The 16155-nt window shown below is 63.0% G+C and carries 16 protein-coding genes; 6 read left to right on the forward strand and 10 right to left on the reverse strand.

Annotated features, from left to right (window positions below; translation table 11 throughout):
• Positions 1-121: 121 nt before the first annotated feature.
• The gene (ispB, locus tag U5822_RS17620; protein WP_322856988.1) at positions 122-1090 is read left to right on the forward strand and encodes an octaprenyl diphosphate synthase; all 969 of its coding nucleotides are present in this window, start codon (positions 122-124) and stop codon (positions 1088-1090) included.
• On the opposite strand, the gene U5822_RS17625 is transcribed toward ispB, so the two are convergent.
• The gene (locus U5822_RS17625) at positions 1083-2069 is read right to left on the reverse strand and encodes a glutathione S-transferase family protein (RefSeq protein WP_322856989.1); all 987 of its coding nucleotides are present in this window, start codon (positions 2067-2069) and stop codon (positions 1083-1085) included. The two genes, ispB and U5822_RS17625, sit on opposite strands and share 8 nt — an antisense overlap.
• 270 nt (positions 2070-2339) lie before the next feature.
• Here U5822_RS17625 and U5822_RS17630 point away from each other — a divergent pair, with 270 nt between their 5' ends.
• Complete coding sequence (locus U5822_RS17630; protein ID WP_322856990.1) at positions 2340-3257, forward strand: LysR substrate-binding domain-containing protein; 918 nt, start codon at positions 2340-2342, stop codon at positions 3255-3257.
• A gap of 108 nt (positions 3258-3365) precedes the next feature.
• Positions 3366-4895 (forward strand): WS/DGAT/MGAT family O-acyltransferase, encoded by a 1530-nt coding sequence (locus tag U5822_RS17635; protein WP_322856991.1) that lies wholly within the window; start codon positions 3366-3368, stop codon positions 4893-4895.
• 34 nt (positions 4896-4929) lie between these two features.
• Here the strand turns inward: U5822_RS17635 and U5822_RS17640 are convergent, their stop codons facing one another.
• On the reverse strand, positions 4930-5604 hold the full coding sequence (locus tag U5822_RS17640; RefSeq protein ID WP_322856992.1) for a DUF2057 family protein: 675 nt from the start codon (positions 5602-5604) through the stop codon (positions 4930-4932).
• 265 nt (positions 5605-5869) lie between these two features.
• Here U5822_RS17640 and U5822_RS17645 point away from each other — a divergent pair, with 265 nt between their 5' ends.
• Positions 5870-6073, forward strand: coding sequence for a DUF6316 family protein (locus U5822_RS17645; protein ID WP_322856993.1), 204 nt, complete (start codon positions 5870-5872; stop codon positions 6071-6073).
• Positions 6074-6101: 28 nt separating this feature from the next.
• On the opposite strand, the gene U5822_RS17650 is transcribed toward U5822_RS17645, so the two are convergent.
• From U5822_RS17650 to glyA, 8 genes are all read right to left on the reverse strand, one after another.
• Positions 6102-6629 (reverse strand): phosphatidylglycerophosphatase A family protein, encoded by a 528-nt coding sequence (locus U5822_RS17650; protein ID WP_322856994.1) that lies wholly within the window; start codon positions 6627-6629, stop codon positions 6102-6104.
• A complete protein-coding gene (thiL, locus tag U5822_RS17655; RefSeq protein ID WP_322856995.1) occupies positions 6626-7579 on the reverse strand; it encodes a thiamine-phosphate kinase in 954 nt (317 codons plus the stop codon). The genes U5822_RS17650 and thiL overlap by 4 nt, the downstream gene beginning before the upstream one ends.
• Positions 7580-7582: 3 nt before the next feature.
• Positions 7583-8059 (reverse strand): transcription antitermination factor NusB, encoded by a 477-nt coding sequence (gene nusB, locus U5822_RS17660; RefSeq protein ID WP_322856996.1) that lies wholly within the window; start codon positions 8057-8059, stop codon positions 7583-7585.
• The gene (gene ribH / locus U5822_RS17665; protein WP_322856997.1) at positions 8059-8535 is read right to left on the reverse strand and encodes a 6,7-dimethyl-8-ribityllumazine synthase; all 477 of its coding nucleotides are present in this window, start codon (positions 8533-8535) and stop codon (positions 8059-8061) included. The genes nusB and ribH overlap by 1 nt, the downstream gene beginning before the upstream one ends.
• Before the next feature lie 47 nt (positions 8536-8582).
• Positions 8583-9698, reverse strand: a complete 1116-nt coding sequence (gene ribBA, locus U5822_RS17670) for a bifunctional 3,4-dihydroxy-2-butanone-4-phosphate synthase/GTP cyclohydrolase II (RefSeq protein WP_322856998.1) — start codon at positions 9696-9698, stop codon at positions 8583-8585.
• 54 nt (positions 9699-9752) lie between these two features.
• Entirely contained in the window at positions 9753-10868 is a 1116-nt protein-coding gene (gene ribD, locus U5822_RS17675; RefSeq protein WP_322856999.1) for a bifunctional diaminohydroxyphosphoribosylaminopyrimidine deaminase/5-amino-6-(5-phosphoribosylamino)uracil reductase RibD, read from the reverse strand.
• Positions 10865-11383, reverse strand: coding sequence for a transcriptional regulator NrdR (gene nrdR / locus U5822_RS17680; RefSeq protein WP_322857000.1), 519 nt, complete (start codon positions 11381-11383; stop codon positions 10865-10867). The genes ribD and nrdR overlap by 4 nt, the downstream gene beginning before the upstream one ends.
• Positions 11384-11458: 75 nt before the next feature.
• Positions 11459-12712 (reverse strand): serine hydroxymethyltransferase, encoded by a 1254-nt coding sequence (gene glyA, locus U5822_RS17685; RefSeq protein WP_322857001.1) that lies wholly within the window; start codon positions 12710-12712, stop codon positions 11459-11461.
• A gap of 263 nt (positions 12713-12975) precedes the next feature.
• Here glyA and ettA point away from each other — a divergent pair, with 263 nt between their 5' ends.
• Both ettA and radA read left to right on the forward strand, forming a co-directional pair.
• Entirely contained in the window at positions 12976-14637 is a 1662-nt protein-coding gene (gene ettA / locus U5822_RS17690; protein ID WP_322857002.1) for an energy-dependent translational throttle protein EttA, read from the forward strand.
• A complete protein-coding gene (gene radA, locus U5822_RS17695; protein ID WP_322857003.1) occupies positions 14637-16013 on the forward strand; it encodes a DNA repair protein RadA in 1377 nt (458 codons plus the stop codon). The genes ettA and radA overlap by 1 nt, the downstream gene beginning before the upstream one ends.
• Positions 16014-16155 lie beyond the last annotated feature (142 nt).

Raw genomic sequence — 16155 nt, forward strand, 5'->3', positions numbered from 1 at the left:
ACAAGCCAAGTTGACACTGTACGCAGCAGTACCTAGCATTGCCGCGACCTACCTGAATTATCAACGTTCGTTTCCTGGCTACAGCAGCCTTGGCAGCAGCAATAAGGGACCCACAAGCCGCATGACCGTCCAGCGCATCTACGATACCGTGGCCGATGATTTCAGCCGCGTAAACGACCTGATCATCCAGCGGCTGTCCTCCGATGTCCCCCTGGTCGAAAAAATCGCCCAGTACATCATTGAAAGCGGGGGCAAAAGATTGCGCCCACTGCTGGTACTCCTGTCCAGCCAGGCGGCCGGCTACACCCGGGACGATCACCTGAAGCTGGCTGCTGTTATCGAGTTCCTGCACACCGCCACCCTGCTCCACGATGACGTGGTCGACACGTCAGACATGCGTCGGGGCCGCAGCACCGCCAATGCCCGCTGGGGCAATGCGCCCAGTGTACTGGTAGGGGATTTCCTCTACGCCCGGGCATTCGAGATGATGGTGGAACTCGAAAGCCTGCCGATCATGAACGTGCTGTCCCACGCCACCGCGGTGATCGCCGAAGGTGAAGTGATGCAACTGATGAACGTTAAGAACCCGGATCTGACCGAAGCTCAGTACATGCAGGTCATCCACAACAAGACCGCCATGCTGTTCGAGGCCGCCTCCCACACCGGCGCCCTGCTGGCCGGCGCCAACGACAGCCAGGAGCGGGCGCTACGCGATTACGGCAAGCACCTGGGCCTGGCCTTCCAGCTGGTGGACGACGTCCTGGATTACCGCGGCGACGCCGAGACCATGGGCAAGAACGTGGGCGACGACCTGGCCGAAGGCAAGGTCACCCTGCCCCTGATCCACGCCATGGCCCAGGGCACGGACGAGGCCCGCCAGCTGATCCGCCAGGCCATCCGCAAGGGCGGACTGGACGATCTGTCGGACATCCTGGCGCTGGTGGAGACGTCGGGCGCCCTGGAGTACACCATGGAGCGGGCCCGGGGCGAGGCGTCCAAAGCCTCAGATTGCCTGACCCAGCTTGAGAATTCCCCCTACCGTACCGCCCTGGAGCAACTGACCGAGGTCGCCGTCGCTCGCTTCAGCTAAGCTGCTCGCGACCGTGGGGCGCATCGAAATCCAGCGCCGGCCCCACGGGCACGACCTGGGTCGGATTGATGGTGCGCTGACTGACGTAGTAGTGGCGTTTGATCTGATCGATATCCACGGTTTCCGCCACCCCGGCCACCTGATACAGGTCCCGGACATAGGCCGACAACGCCGGGAAGTCAGCGATACGCTGGCGATTGCACTTGAAGTGGCTGAAGTACACCGCATCGAACCGGATCAGGGTGGTGAACAGGCGCCAGTCCGCCTCGGTCAATTGGCCACCGACCAGATAGCGCTGGCCAGTCAGCCTCTGCTCCAACCAGTCCAGTGACTCGAAGAGCGCCCAATAGGCTTCTTCGTACTTATCCTGAACGGTCGCAAAACCGGCTTTGTACACCCCGTTATTGACGGTGTGGTACACCCGCTCGTTCACCGACTCAATGTCACCGCGCAGCCGTTCCGGGTAATAGTCCATCTCCGCGTTCACGCCCTCAAGGCCATCAAACGCGCTGTTGAACATGCGAATGATGTCCGCCGACTCGTTACTGACAATGGTCTGGCGCTGCTTGTCCCACAGCACCGGCACCGTTACCCGCCCGGTGTAGTCCGGCGCTGCCCGGGTGTAAAGCTGGTGCATGAACCGATGGTCAAACAGATGATCACGGTGCTGATCGCTCTCCGGCCGGAACTCCCAGCCATTTTCCACCATGTCCGGATGCACCACCGACACGGAAATGTGGTCCTCAAGCCCCTTCAGCTTGCGGAATATCAGGGTCCGATGGGCCCAGGGGCACGCCATGGACACGTATAGGTGGTAGCGGCCGGACTCCGCCTGAAAGCCACTGTCGCCGGCCGGCCCGGCGGAGCCGTCCGCGGTCACCCAATTCCGGAAGCGCGCGGCCTCCCGCTCGAATTTGCCACCGGTTTTGTCGGTGTCGTACCACTTGTCGTGCCATTTACCATCGATCAACAAGCCCATGGATCACTCCTCAAAAAATCTGAAACCTAGAAAGACAGCCGGGCTGTAGATTGCATCTTCGAGTCACGGGAGCCTGGGGTCGCCTTCGCAAACACGCCGTAAACCCATCCACGGGGGCTCGGCATTGCCATCCCTGGCAATGCACGGTTTGCAAAGGCGACCCCAGACTCCCTCCAATCCAGCACCAGTGAAGATTAGAGGAAGAATACCGGCGACCCTGCTACCCTCTCAAACAAGCATTTCTGGCCAACAACCTCAGATATTTCGAACATGCATACAGCCATCACCATCGACGCCCTGAAAGTCCTGGACGCCATTGACCGCAAAGGCAGCTTCGCCGGTGCCGCCAACGAGCTGTTCCGGGTCCCCTCCGCTATCAGCTATACGGTGCAGAAGCTGGAAGAAGACCTGAACGTTGCCGTTTTCGATCGCAGCGGACACCGGGCCAGCCTCACCCCTGCTGGTCGTTACCTGCTGCAGGAGGGACGGGCCCTGCTGGAAGCGGCGGAAAACCTGGCGCACACCACCAAACAGGTGGCTCAGGGCTGGGAAACCCGTTTGCGAATCGGCTTTAACTCCCTGCTACCGGCGGACTGCCTGTTCCCGGCGGTGGAGGCGTTCTATGAATTGGGGGTACCGGTGGAAGTCCAGATCAAGGAGGAGGTGTTTGCCGGCTCCTGGGACGCCCTGCAGGATCGCCGGGTGGACCTGGTGGTCGGCGCCGACCAATCCAGCAAACCGGCTGGCAATTTCACCACCCATCCGCTTGGCGAGATTGGCTTCGAGTTCGCCGTGGCCGCGGATCACCCCCTGGCCAGCGCCGACGAGCCGCTCACCGAAGAGGACATTTCCCAGTACCCGGCCGCGGTGGCGGCCGACACCTCCCGATCATTGCCACCGGGGCACGCCGGCATTTTCCGCCGTCAGCGCACCCTGACCGTCGCCAACATCGACCAGAAGATCGCCATCCAGGAATCCGGCCTGGGCGTTGGCTGGCTGCCCCTGCCCCGAATCCGCGGTCAGCTGGCACGGGGCACCCTGGTCACCAAACAGGTGCACGAGCCCCGGGCGCCGATCACCCTGCACATGGCCCGACATGCTGACGACCAGGGCAAGGCGCTGATGTGGTTCTGGCACCGCCTGAGCTCCGACCCGACCATTGGCCAGTGGCTCAGCAACACCCCGTGAACCGCGCGATGTGGCTGGCGCTCGGGCAAAACTCTGGCAAATGAGTCAACCGGGCCAGGTCACTCCTCGTTTATAATCCGGGAACTGTGACGCTTAAGGGAGCGAGTAATGCGGCAGCTGTCCGAACTGGACGCTTCGTTTCTGTACCTGGAATCGGAAACGACGCCCATGCACATCGGCGGCATCTATCTGTTTGATGCCCGGGAACAGAAATCTCCGCTGGCCTACAGCGCCTTCGTGGCGTATCTGCGGAGCCGGCTGCACGTGGTGCCGGTGTTCCGACAATGCCTGAAGGAGATTCCCCTCCGCCTCGGACGCCCCTACTGGATCGATGACCCGAACTTCAGCATCGAACGGCACCTGGCCTACGTAAATCTGGGCGAACAGGGCCGCAAGGACAGCCTGATGACCCTGGCGTCCAAGATACTGGAGGAACCGCTCAAGCGGGACCGGCCCCTCTGGCACATCACCTTTGTGGACGGCTTCCGGCTGGACGATGAAGATCCCGACAGTCAGGGCTTTGCCTTGATCGTGAAACTGCACCACGCCGCCATCGACGCGTTCAGCGGTGAGGACATCATTGGCAATCTGCTGGAGTACAGCCCGGACCCCCGCCCCATTCATGCCCCGCGTCCCTGGCAACCGCGCCCCGGCCCCTCGGAGGAGCGAGTCATGCTGCAGGCGGGCGCCAACATCCTGCGCACGCCGCTGCAGTTCACCGCCCTGGCCGTCAATGCCGCCGAAGCCACGGCCCGAGGCCTGGTGCAGAAGCAGCTGCGCAAGCTGCCCCTGCCGTTCCCGCTGTTCTCGGCGCCGCACAGCCCGTTCAATCGACAGATCACCGCCAACCGGCAAATTGTCTCGACCAGCGTGGATCTGTCCCGGCTGAAAGCCATCAAGGCCACCCTGGGCGATGTGACCCTCAACGATGTGGTGCTGGGACTCTGTGCGGAAGCCTTGCGACGGTACAGCGCGGAACAGGGTGCCGACACGGAGCGCTCGCTGGTCGCAATGACACCGATTTCGGTCCGCTCCAACAGCCTGCGCCGAGCCACCGGCAACCAGATGTCCGCCATGCTGCTGGACCTGGCCACCAATGAGCCGGATCCGGCCCTGCGCATTCGCCGGATCCACTGGAACGCCGTGGCGTCCGAGCCTTACCGCGAAGCCATTGCCGCCGACCGGCTGACCGAGTTACTGCCCTCGACCATGCTGGCGCTTTCGGCCCGGCTCTATTCGGAGCTGCAGGTTGCCCAGCGTTATCAGCCAGCCTTCAACCTGCCTATCACCAACGTGCCCGGCCCCCAGGTGCCGCTGTACCTGCAGGGTGCACGACTGGTCCAGCAGTACAACACGGCGCCGCTGTTCGACAGCTTGGGACTAGTCATCGTTGCGGTCAGCTACCAGGGCCAACTCACCATCAACTTCACCCTCTGTCCGGACGTGGTGGCCGATGGCGACTCGCTGCAACGGCACGTCATCGAGAGTCTCGGCGCGATAGAGGAGGCCGCCCAGGACCTGGGCCCGGAGGCCGAGCTCGATGACGCCTCCGGCTCATCCAACCAGACCCTGACCGGCGACATGCTCAGCGTGCTGGAGGGGGTGGTCCGTAAGGCCCTGCAACGGTTTCGGGCCTGAGACAGGGCCGGCCTGATCGGCCGGCCCGGCGAGATTACTCGAACGCCCAGCGCAGGAACGCTTTCTTCTCTTCTTCCGAGGCGGTGGCCCAGACCGATTTCAGGGTCTCCAGGGCGCTGCCCTGATCACCCACAACCGCGTCAGCCTGCGGAATCGGCGTGCGGCTGACGGACTCGCTGGGCTGCCACTCGGCCGACTCGGCCACCGGCTGGCCCCCGGCGGTAACCACGGATGCCTGGAAGCTCTCGGTCACGCGCTCGGCCTCGGCCTTGGTGGTCGGCTTTTCGAACTGGAACCGGTACACCTGGCCGGGCTCGGCCTTGAAACGGACGACCTGCGGCTTGCTGGTGTAGACGTGCACTTTGGCCTCATCGTTCTCCACCACCCCGGATTTCGCCCAGATGGTCTTGTAGCTGAACACCACCTCCGCCTCGCCCGGCAACAGGGCGTAATCCAGCGCCAGGTCGTCGACCAGGAAGTTGCTCATGGTGCGGCCATTCACCCGGGCGACCTGGATCGCTCCGGGCGCTTCCAGGGTAGCCGCGTCCGCCGCGGAAGCGGGGTCGCCTTCCCAGGTTTCCACCCGGGACAGGCTGGAGGCGCAACCGGACAGAACCACCAGCAGCACACTCACCACCAGGGTCTGGACAAAACGCAGAGGACTGCGCCCGTGCCCTTGGGGAGCCGACGCCATATGCACGTTATTCATGAAATCTCCTTGCGGTTATTGGGGAAAGATGAAGAGCTTAGCCTTGAGTTGATTGCATTTTGACGAGCGCCCCGGCTCAGGGCAAGCCGGGCTTGCCCGCAGCGGTCATGGAAAAGACAACAACGGCGCTGAACCCAACGGCTTCACTGCGCGTAAGCAATAAAAATAGGTTGAATTTGCGTCGAATTGGATTAATTTTAAACAGATCGGCAACACTAATATGGCGTCCAGTGCAGATTCTCAGGCATTGGCCACAGGAGCGGTTATGGACACCCAGTGCAGGTCGGGAGAAGCAGGGCCTATCCCCTTCCGGAGTAGCCGGTTCTTTTGCGTTGGCAGCAAATGGTACTTCACGACTCGGGAAGGATTCGACAGCGGCCCCTTTGCTTCCAGGGAGCGTGCCGAAACCGGCCTTCGCCGGTTCTTGCACGTGGTCAGATTGCTACCCGAGGACCAGCAGCTCCATTAACGGAGCTCAATTCCCAGGGTAGCCAGGGTCACGCAATGACCGACACCAACCATCGGTCAATGGCGAGCATGGCAAGCATTGCCATAAATCCAGCCACCACATCATCCACCATGATTCCGAGCCCGCCGGGCAGCCGATCGTCCAGCCAATTGATGGGCCAGGGCTTGAGCACGTCGAACAGGCGAAACAGGATAAACGCCAGCAGCACGCCCACCAGGTGACCGGGAAACAACCCCAGAACAATCCACATGCCGACGAACTCATCCCACACGATGCCGCCGTGGTCGTGGACCTTGAGGTCGTGGGCGGTCCGCCCGCAGAGCCAGATACCCACCAGGAAGGCCACCGCGACCACTGCCCAATAGGCCACGCCGGGTAGCCAGGAAAAGGTGTACCACAGCGGAATGGCGGCCAGACTGCCCCATGTGCCCGGCGCCCGGGCCATCGCACCACTGCCGAAGCCAAACGCCAGCAAGTGTACCGGGTTTTTCAGGAACCCCGGGGGCAGCAGGGCCTGGGGCAGGTCCGGCTCGGTGAATTGATCGTCCTGACTCATGAATCTCTCCTGAAATGATCAAAGCCACCGGTATCGCCAGCCGCTCCCGTGTCTCCCTGCAGGCGCAGACCACGCGCCGATTCGACGGTGCCAATCACCGTCAGTGCCTCGCGCTCCCGATCGGGCAGAGCCTGCCAGTTCGCCGGCGCCAGGGTAACGCAGAGTTCGTAATCATCGCCCGTGTACAAAGCATAGCGGAGCGCCTGCTCGCCTTTCAGGTGACGCAGTGCCGGAGACAGGGGAATTTTAGACGGTTCGACGGTGGCGCCCACGGCCGAGGCATCGAGCAGATGTTGCAGATCGGCGAGCAGGCCATCAGACACGTCGATGGCCGCAGAGGCGCGGCCAATCAACGATCGCCCCAGTGCCAGTCGGGGCCGGGGCCGGTGGTAGCGCGCCAGCACCGCTGACTGGTCGGGGGTCGGCTCGTCCGTCGCCAGATAATCAAGAGCCGCCCCGGCATCGCCCAGGGTTCCGGAGACGCAGATCAGGTCACCGGCTTGAGCGCCGTCGCGGCGAAGCGCCTGGCCCACCGGTACCACGCCATGCACCTGCAAGGTCACCGTCAGGGGACCGCGGGTGGTGTCGCCGCCCGCGAGCGCCAGGCCAAAGGCCTGGCTGGCCGCCGCCAAGCCCCGGGAAAACGCCGACAACCATGGCTCTTCCGCCGCCGGCAGGGTCACGGCCAGGGTAAAGCAGACCGGATCGGCACCCATGGCGGCCAAGTCGCTGGCGGCAGCGGCCAGGGCCCGCCAGGCCAGGCGGTCGGCGGGATAGGAGTTTGGAAAGTGGACGCCCTCCACCATGGTATCGATGGAGAACACCAGTTCGTGCTGAGCCGGAACCCTCTGGATGGCGCAATCATCGCCAGGGCCGAGCACCAGCGCCGCGGCCGGAACAGTCTGGGCCACCGGCAGGAAGTGCTTCCGGATCAGCTCGAACTCACCCATACCCTAACGCGGTCGGGTCTCGGCCAGACGCAGTCGACGGCTCAGCTTGTCCAGGATGCTGTTGACGAACTTGTGCCCTTCGGTGCCGCCGAAACGCTTTGCCATTTCGATCCCTTCGTTGATGACCACCTTGTACGGCACATCCAACCGGTGCTTCAGCTCATACGCGCCCAGGCGCACAATCGCCAGTTCGATGGCGTCGACCTCGTCCAGCGGACGGTCGAGGAAGGGTTCCAGCAGCTTGTCCAGATCGGCCTCTTCCCGGTGCACGCCGCGCAGCAGATCGCGGAAGTACAGCAGATCCACCTTGCTCATGTCGTTGTCGACCATGAACTCCGCTTCGATATCAGAAATCGGGCTCTTGCTGAAATGGCGCTGGTACAACCCCTGCATCGCCAGGGCCCGCGCACGACGCCGGTCACCCGCCTTGGGCTGACCAGAGGGCGCTGATTGGGGTGTATTGTCTTCGGTTGCGCTCATCACTCACCCAGTTTTTTAAACAGGCTTACCATTTCCAGGGCAGTGATTGCCGCTTCCGCACCCTTGTTGCCGGCCTTGGTGCCAGAGCGCTCAATGGCCTGCTCGATGGAATCGACGGTCAGCACACCAAAGGTGACCGGCACGTCGGTTTCGAGACTGACCGCGCCCAAGCCGCTGGAGGCCTCACCGGCAACGTACTCGAAATGCGGCGTGCCACCGCGGATGACCGCCCCCAGGGCGATGATGGCGTCGTAGCTCGAGGTCTCGGCGACACGCTTGACTGCCAGTGGCATCTCATAGGCGCCAGGCACCCGGATGATCTCGATGTCGTCGTCTGAAATGCCGTGGCGACGCAGCGTGTCCACCGCACCTTCCACCAGACTCTCGACCACGAAACCGTTGAACCGACCAACCACCAGTGCGTAACGACCGCGGCACTGGGTGAAATCGCCTTCAATTACTTTGATATCTGCCATGCATGGCTCCTTAACGGGTCAGGCCTGTAACGCCATGACCGGATTATTCATTCGGGGGTGTAGGGAACGTATTCCACCACTTCCAGATCGAAACCGGAGATGGCGGAGAATTTGATCGGCGGGCTCAGCAGGCGCATTTTGCCAACGCCGATGTCGCGCAGGATCTGCGAGCCGGTCCCGACGGTGAAGTAGACACCGGAGCTGCCCTTGCCGGCCGAGCCCTGGCCCTCATCGAAGAACTCGTGAATGCGGTCTTCCAGGTTGTAGCTGTCTTCGGCGCTGTTGAGCAGCACCACCACGCCTTTGCCTTCTGCCGCCACTTTCTCCAGGGCATGATGCAGCGGCCAGCTGCGGGAGTCCTTGCGCCGGGCCCCCAACAGATCGCGCAGGGTGTCGGTGATGTGTACCCGCACGTGCACCGGCTCCTCGGCCTGGATATCGCCCATGACCATGGCCAGGTGAGTGGCGCCCTGGATGTTGTCCCGGTAGGTGCGCAAGCAGAACTCGCCATATTCGGTGTCGAGCCGGTTTTCCTCAACGCACTCGATCGTGCGTTCGTTCATGGTGCGGTAGTGAATCAGGTCGGCGATGGTGCCGATCTTGAGATCGTGCTCCTCGGCAAAGCGCTCGAGATCCTCGCGCCGGGCCATGGAACCATCGTCGTTCATGATTTCACAGATCACCCCTGCCGGCTCGGAACCAGCCAGGGCCGCCAGGTCGCAGGAGGCTTCGGTGTGACCGGCACGACTGAGCACGCCGCCCGGGTCGGCCATCAACGGGAAAATGTGGCCCGGCTGCACCAGATCGGATGCCTTGGCGTCGCGGGCAACGGCGGCCTGCACAGTCCGGGCACGGTCGGCGGCGGAAATGCCGGTGGTCACACCCTCTTTGGCTTCAATCGACAGGGTGAACTTGGTGCCAAAACCGGACGCGTTCTGCTGAACCATCAGCGGCAGCCCAAGCTGCTGGCACCGGTCCCGGGTCATGGGCATGCAAATCAGACCACGCCCGAACCGGGCCATGAAATTGATGGCTTCGGCGGTACAGTGCTCGGCAGCCATCACCAGATCGCCCTCGTTCTCGCGATCCTCGTCGTCCATCAGGATGACCATCTTGCCCTGACGGATGTCCTCAATGATTTCCTCAATGCTGTTCAGTGCCATACGGTTTTGCACCCTTGCGGCGGTTCGGCTGGCCGAACACCGTGAATGTGAAGTTTACCGGCGCGCGAGGATCAGCCTCTGGTCCTCGCCCACCTGACGTCGATCAAGTACCGTCCACTGCACCTTGTCCGCCATGGATTCCAGCGGCAAGTGGGCAGTCGGGCGACCGGTGCTGCCCAGGAACACCGGTGCCTGGTAAAGCCAGAGTTCATCCACCAAGCCCTCGCTGATGAAGGTACCCGCGAGGGTTGGCCCGGCCTCTACCAACAATTCGTTGATTCCCAGCTCGCCCAGGGAATCGAGCAGTTCGGCGACATCAATGCCGTTGTCCTTCCAGGCGACGCCGTTGATGCTGACACCAAGCGCCGCCAGGTCCTGGGCCGGTGCGGTTGCCAGGGTGGACGAGGCACAGAACACCTGGACATTGCCACCGCGCAGAATGGTGGCCGACGCCGGCGTGCGGGCATCGCGATCGGCAATCACCCGCAGCGGCTGGCGCGAGGGTTCGGTGGCGTCACCAATGTCGCCCAGCTCTTCCCGCCGAACCGTCAGGGACGGGTCATCCGCCAGCACCGTGCCCACACCGGTCAGAATGGCGTCGCTGATCGCCCGCAGCCGCTGGACGTCCTGGCGCGCCTCGGCGCCGGTGATCCACTGGCTCTCACCCGAGGCCATTGCCGTACGACCGTCCAGACTGGCCGCCATTTTCAGCCGGACCCAGGGTCGGCCGGTGTTCATGCGCTTCATGAAGCCGGGGTTCAGCCGGGCGGCTTCGTCCGACAGCAGTCCCTCGGTAACCCGGATACCGGCGTCGCGCAGCATTTCCAGGCCGCGCCCCGACACCGACGGGTTCGGGTCCTTGGTGGCGGCAAACACGTGCGCCACCCCGGCATCCATCAGAGCCCGTGCACACGGCGGCGTGCGACCAAAATGACTGCACGGCTCCAGGGTAACGTAGGCGGTGGCGCCACGGGCCGCCGGACCCGCCTGGCTCAGGGCCCGGATCTCGGCATGGGCCTCGCCCGCGCGCTCGTGCCAGCCTTCCCCAAGGATCTGATCACCCCGGGCAATGACACAGCCGACCCGCGGGTTCGGGTGGGTCGAATAGCGGCCGCGCCAGGCAAGCTGGATTGCCCGCGCCATCATGGCCCGATCACGGACGTCGGTCATACCGTGCCTTTGGACGAATGGTTGTCCGCCAGGGCCTTGGCGACGTCCACGGCGTTTTCGCCGTTGTTGGCCGAGAGCCGCTCAATCTCTTCCTTGAACTCGTTGATGTCCTGGAAGCTGCGGTAGACCGAGGCGAATCGCACGTACGCCACCTTGTCGAGCTGGCGCAGTTCGGTCATGACTTCCTCGCCCAACTGCATGGATTTGATCTCACGCTCGCCGGTTGCCCGCAGCCGATATTTGATGCGGTTCAGCGCCGCGTCGATCTGCTCGATGCTGACCGGACGTTTTTCCAGCGCCTTCATGATGCCCGAGCGCAGCTTGTCCTCATCGAAGGGCTGTCGTATCCCGTCCTGCTTCACCACCCGTGGCATCACCAGCTCGGCGGATTCAAAGGTGGTGAACCGTTCGTGGCACGACAGACACTCCCTGCGGCGGCGCACCTGATCACCCTCGGCCACCAGCCGCGAATCAATCACCTTGGTATCTGCTTCACCACAGAAGGGACAATGCATAATCAGAAGCTCCGGAGAGGAGGCCGGGGCGGACGCGACCGTTCGCACCCTGCCCCAGCGGGTCTTGCCTGAAGTTTAGCCGTAGACCGGGAATCGGGCACACAGGGCCTCGACCTGGCCACGCACGCGATCGTTGACGGCGTCGTCGTCCAGGTTGTCGAGGATGTCGCAGATCCAGCCCGCCAGGTCACGGCACTCGGACTCGCCGAAGCCGCGGGTGGTGATGGCCGGGGTACCGATGCGCAGACCGGAGGTAACGAACGGCGAACGCGGGTCATTCGGAACAGCGTTCTTGTTGACGGTGATGTGGGCACGACCCAGCGCCGCATCCGCATCCTTACCGGTAATGTCTTGCTTGATCAGGCTGACCAGGAACAGGTGGTTCTTGGTACCGCCGGACACCACGTCATAACCGCGCTCAACAAACACCTGCGCCATGGCACCGGCGTTCTTCACCACCTGCTTCTGGTAGGTCTTGAAGTCGTCGCTCATGGCTTCCTTGAAGCAGATGGCCTTGGCGGCGATCACGTGCATCAGTGGGCCACCCTGACCACCCGGGAACACGGCGGAGTTCAGCTTCTTCTGCAGGTCGGCGTCGTCACAGGCCAGGATCAGGCCGCCGCGCGGACCGCGCAGGGTCTTGTGGGTGGTGGTAGCAACCACGTGGGCGTGAGGCACCGGATCCGGGTAAACACCGGCGGCAACCAGGCCGGCGACGTGGGCCATGTCCACGAACAGGTAGGCGCCAACCTTGTCGGCGATGGCGCGGAAGCGCGCAAAATCGAGTTCCTGGGAATAGGCGGAGAAGCCGGCAATGATCATCTTCGGCTTGTGCTCAACGGCCAGGGCCTCGACCTCGTCGTAATCGATCAGGCCGGTGTCCGGATTCAGGCCGTATTGGACGGCGTTGTAGATCTTGCCGGAAAAGTTGACGCTGGCGCCGTGGGTCAGGTGGCCACCATGGGCCAGGCTCATGCCCAGCACCGTGTCGCCCGGCTTGAGCAGGGCCATGAACACGGCCGAGTTCGCCTGGGAGCCGGAGTGCGGCTGGACGTTGGCGTAGGCGGCGCCAAACAGCTGCTTGGCACGCTCAATCGCGAGATCCTCGGCAATGTCCACAAACTCACAACCGCCGTAGTAGCGCTTGCCGGGGTAGCCCTCGGCGTATTTGTTGGTCAGCTGGCTGCCCTGCGCTTCCATCACGCGCGGGCTGGTGTAGTTTTCGGATGCAATCAGCTCGATGTGAGCTTCCTGACGCTTCTCTTCCGCCTGCATGGCGTTCCAGAGTTCGTCGTCAAAGCCGGCGATTTTCATTTCACGATTAAACATGGATGCGCTGCCTCTGTGTGCTTGGCTGGCCCGGAGAGCTGGAAAAATCCCTCGGGCTCCCTGAAAAATTGGGCCGCTATTCTATCTTACAAATGGGTGAAAAATCATCTTTTATGGGCCCCACAGGCCCTCCGCAGAAACCGTCACGCCGCGGTCCGCGAATTTCCCTCAATTGCTATAGTTTTCCTGTTTCGCTACCTTACGGGGCTTATCTCCGAATTCCTTTTATTCACCTCCGATTTCAACAGAGGATACAGCCTGCTATGGCCCAGTACGTATACACGATGAATCGCGTGGGCAAAGTGGTTCCCCCCAAGCGCGAGATCCTCAAAGACATCTCCCTGAGCTTCTTCCCCGGCGCCAAGATCGGCGTGCTCGGCTTGAACGGCTCGGGTAAATCAACCCTGCTGCGCATTATGGCGGGCGTGGATCAGGATTACATCGGCGAGGCCCGGCCCCAACCCGGCATCAACGTGGGCTACCTGCCCCAGGAGCCGGAGCTGGACGACGCCAAAACCGTGAAGGAGATTGTCGACGAAGCCGTCTCCGGCGTGCACGACGCCCTGGCGGAGCTGGACCAGGTGTACGCCGCCTACGCCGAGCCGGATGCCGATTTCGACGCCCTGGCCAAGAAACAGGGCGAGCTGGAAGCCTACATCCAGGCCACCGACGGTCACGACATCGAGCGCAAGATGGAAGTCGCCGCCGACGCCCTGCGTCTGCCGGCCTGGGACCAGCCGGTCAAGAACCTGTCCGGTGGTGAGCGCCGCCGGGTTGCCCTGTGCCGCCTGCTGCTGTCCAGCCCAGACATGCTGCTGCTGGACGAGCCCACCAACCACCTGGATGCCGAATCCGTAGCTTGGCTGGAGCGCTTCCTGCACGACTACACCGGTACCGTGGTCGCCATCACCCACGACCGTTACTTCCTGGACAACGTGGCCGGCTGGATCCTGGAGCTGGACCGGGGCCACGGCATCCCGTTCGAAGGCAACTACAGCCAGTGGCTGGAGAACAAGGAAAAACGCCTGGAGATGGAAGCCAAGCAGGAGGCAGCCCACCAGAAGGCCGTCAAGCACGAGCTGGAATGGGTGCGCAGCAACGCCAAGGGCCGCCAGTCCAAGAGCAAAGCCCGTCTGGCCCGCTTCGAGGAAATGAGCTCCCAGGAATTCCAGAAGCGCAACGAGACCAACGAACTCTACATCCCGCCCGGCCCGCGCCTGGGCGACAAGGTGATCGAGATCGACGGCATCAGCAAGTCGTTCGATGACCGCCTGCTGTACGAAGACGTGTCCTTGCGGGTACCGCCCGGGGCCATCGTCGGCATCATCGGCGGTAACGGCGCCGGTAAGTCCACCCTGTTCAAGATGATTGCCGGTTACGACAAGCCCGATGCCGGCGACATCGTGGTGGGCGAAACCGTGGAACTGGCGTACGTCGATCAGATGCGCGATCTGGACGGCGACAAGACCGTGTGGGAAGAGCTGTCCGACGGCAATGACATCATCAAGGTCGGCAACTACGAAATCCCGTCGCGGGCCTACGTTGGTCGCTTCAACTTCAAGGGCAGCGACCAGCAAAAACGCGTCGGCGACCTGTCCGGCGGTGAGCGCAACCGCTTGCACCTGGCCAAGCTGCTGAAGCAGGGCGGCAACGTGCTGCTGCTGGACGAACCGACCAACGACCTGGACGTGGAAACCCTGCGGGCTCTGGAAGAGGCGCTGCTGAACTTCCCGGGCGCCGCCCTGGTGATCTCGCACGACCGCTGGTTCCTGGACCGGGTGGCCACTCACATCCTGGCGTTCGAGGACGACGGTGAGGTGGTCTACTTCGAGGGCAACTTCAGCGAATACGACGAGGACCACAAGCAGCGCAAAGGGGATTCCGCCATGGTGCCCCAGCGCATGAAGTACAAGAAGCTGGCCTGATGGCGAAACCCAAGACCGCCTTTGTCTGCACCGAATGCGGTGCAGACTTCTCCAAGTGGCAGGGCCAGTGCACCGCCTGCCAGTCCTGGAACACCGTCAGCGAGGTCCGGGGCGTCAGCGGCAACGGCAAAGGCGCCCGGGGTGCCCGCTTCGAGGGCTTCGCCGGCAGCCTGTCGGAAATTCGGAGTCTGGATGACGTCAGCCTGGCCGAACGCCCGCGGATCAGCTCCGGCATGCAGGAATTTGACCGGGTGCTGGGGGGCGGTCTGGTGGAGGGCTCGGCCGTGCTCATGGGCGGGCATCCGGGGGCCGGCAAGAGCACCCTGCTGCTGCAGGCGGTGTGTCATCTGGCCGCCAGTGTTCCGGCGCTGTACGTGACCGGCGAGGAATCCCTGCAACAGGTGGCCATGCGTGCCAAACGCCTGGGGCTGCCCACGAGGGATCTGAAGATGCTGTCAGAAACCAGTGTCGAGCGGGTGCTCCAGGTCGCCGAGGCCGAGCAACCGCGCATCCTGGTGGTCGACAGTATACAGGTCATGCACGTGGCCGACATCGAATCCGCTCCGGGCTCGGTGTCACAGGTGCGCGAAAGCGCGGCCTACCTGACCCGCTTCGCCAAACAGACCGGCACCATCCTGTTCCTGGTCGGCCATGTCACCAAGGACGGCAGCCTGGCCGGACCGAAAGTGCTCGAACACATGATCGATTGCTCGATCCTGCTCGAGGGCTCCAGCGACAGCCGTTACCGCACCCTGCGGGGCATCAAGAACCGCTTCGGCGCGGTGAACGAGCTCGGCGTGTTCGCCATGCTCGAGCAAGGCCTCAAGGAAGTGAAAAACCCCAGCGCCATCTTCCTCAACCGGGGCGAGGAAGCCGCCCCCGGCAGCGTCGTGATGGTAGTCTGGGAAGGCACCCGACCAATGCTGGTGGAGATCCAGGCCCTGGTCGACATGGCCCAGGGCGGCTATCCCCGGCGCGTCGCCGTCGGCCTGGACCAGAACCGCCTGGCCATGCTGCTGGCCGTACTGCACCGTCACGGCGGCATGCACGTGTCCGATCAGGATGTGTTCGTGAACGTGGTGGGAGGCGTGAAAGTCGCCGAAACCAGCGCCGACCTGGCGCTGCTGGCCGCCATCGTCTCCTCCTTTCGAGACCGCGCCCTGCCCCAGGACCTGGTGATCTTTGGCGAGGTGGGCTTGTCCGGTGAGATACGACCGGTACCGAGTGGCCAGGAACGGATCTACGAGGCCGCCAAGCACGGCTTTACTCGCGCGCTGGTTCCGAAAGCCAATGCGCCTCGCAAGGACATTGAGGGCATGAAGGTGATTTCGGTAACTAAGCTCAGCGATGCCTTATCTGCTCTGGAAGAGCTTTAACTCCTACTTCAGGCGTTAACGGCAGGGTCGGTTACCTGTTATCCCAAAACCGCTACGAGCACCCCTTCGGGGTCCAGTCAGCAATCACAGATTGCTGTCGTTCGGCTGTCGCAGGAAGCTTCGCTTCCTGAGCGCTCGGCCC

Source organism: Marinobacter qingdaonensis, from assembly GCF_034555935.1.
GTDB classification, from domain to species: domain Bacteria; phylum Pseudomonadota; class Gammaproteobacteria; order Pseudomonadales; family Oleiphilaceae; genus Marinobacter; species Marinobacter qingdaonensis.

What these genes read in the sequence shown, in the direction of transcription:
- ribD (WP_322856999.1), bottom strand. Translation starts at nt 10,868, where the DNA reads ATGACCGACGTCCGTGATCGGGCCATGATGGCGCGGGCAATCCAGCTT.
- U5822_RS17635 (WP_322856991.1), top strand. Translation starts at nt 3,366, where the DNA reads ATGCGGCAGCTGTCCGAACTGGACGCTTCGTTTCTGTACCTGGAATCG.
- ribH (WP_322856997.1), bottom strand. Translation starts at nt 8,535, where the DNA reads ATGGCAGATATCAAAGTAATTGAAGGCGATTTCACCCAGTGCCGCGGT.
- U5822_RS17640 (WP_322856992.1), bottom strand. Translation starts at nt 5,604, where the DNA reads ATGAATAACGTGCATATGGCGTCGGCTCCCCAAGGGCACGGGCGCAGT.
- U5822_RS17625 (WP_322856989.1), bottom strand. Translation starts at nt 2,069, where the DNA reads ATGGGCTTGTTGATCGATGGTAAATGGCACGACAAGTGGTACGACACC.
- radA (WP_322857003.1), top strand. Translation starts at nt 14,637, where the DNA reads ATGGCGAAACCCAAGACCGCCTTTGTCTGCACCGAATGCGGTGCAGAC.
- ispB (WP_322856988.1), top strand. Translation starts at nt 122, where the DNA reads ATGACCGTCCAGCGCATCTACGATACCGTGGCCGATGATTTCAGCCGC.
- glyA (WP_322857001.1), bottom strand. Translation starts at nt 12,712, where the DNA reads ATGTTTAATCGTGAAATGAAAATCGCCGGCTTTGACGACGAACTCTGG.
- U5822_RS17645 (WP_322856993.1), top strand. Translation starts at nt 5,870, where the DNA reads ATGGACACCCAGTGCAGGTCGGGAGAAGCAGGGCCTATCCCCTTCCGG.
- nusB (WP_322856996.1), bottom strand. Translation starts at nt 8,059, where the DNA reads ATGAGCGCAACCGAAGACAATACACCCCAATCAGCGCCCTCTGGTCAG.
- thiL (WP_322856995.1), bottom strand. Translation starts at nt 7,579, where the DNA reads ATGGGTGAGTTCGAGCTGATCCGGAAGCACTTCCTGCCGGTGGCCCAG.
- U5822_RS17650 (WP_322856994.1), bottom strand. Translation starts at nt 6,629, where the DNA reads ATGAGTCAGGACGATCAATTCACCGAGCCGGACCTGCCCCAGGCCCTG.
- nrdR (WP_322857000.1), bottom strand. Translation starts at nt 11,383, where the DNA reads ATGCATTGTCCCTTCTGTGGTGAAGCAGATACCAAGGTGATTGATTCG.
- ettA (WP_322857002.1), top strand. Translation starts at nt 12,976, where the DNA reads ATGGCCCAGTACGTATACACGATGAATCGCGTGGGCAAAGTGGTTCCC.
- ribBA (WP_322856998.1), bottom strand. Translation starts at nt 9,698, where the DNA reads ATGGCACTGAACAGCATTGAGGAAATCATTGAGGACATCCGTCAGGGC.
- U5822_RS17630 (WP_322856990.1), top strand. Translation starts at nt 2,340, where the DNA reads ATGCATACAGCCATCACCATCGACGCCCTGAAAGTCCTGGACGCCATT.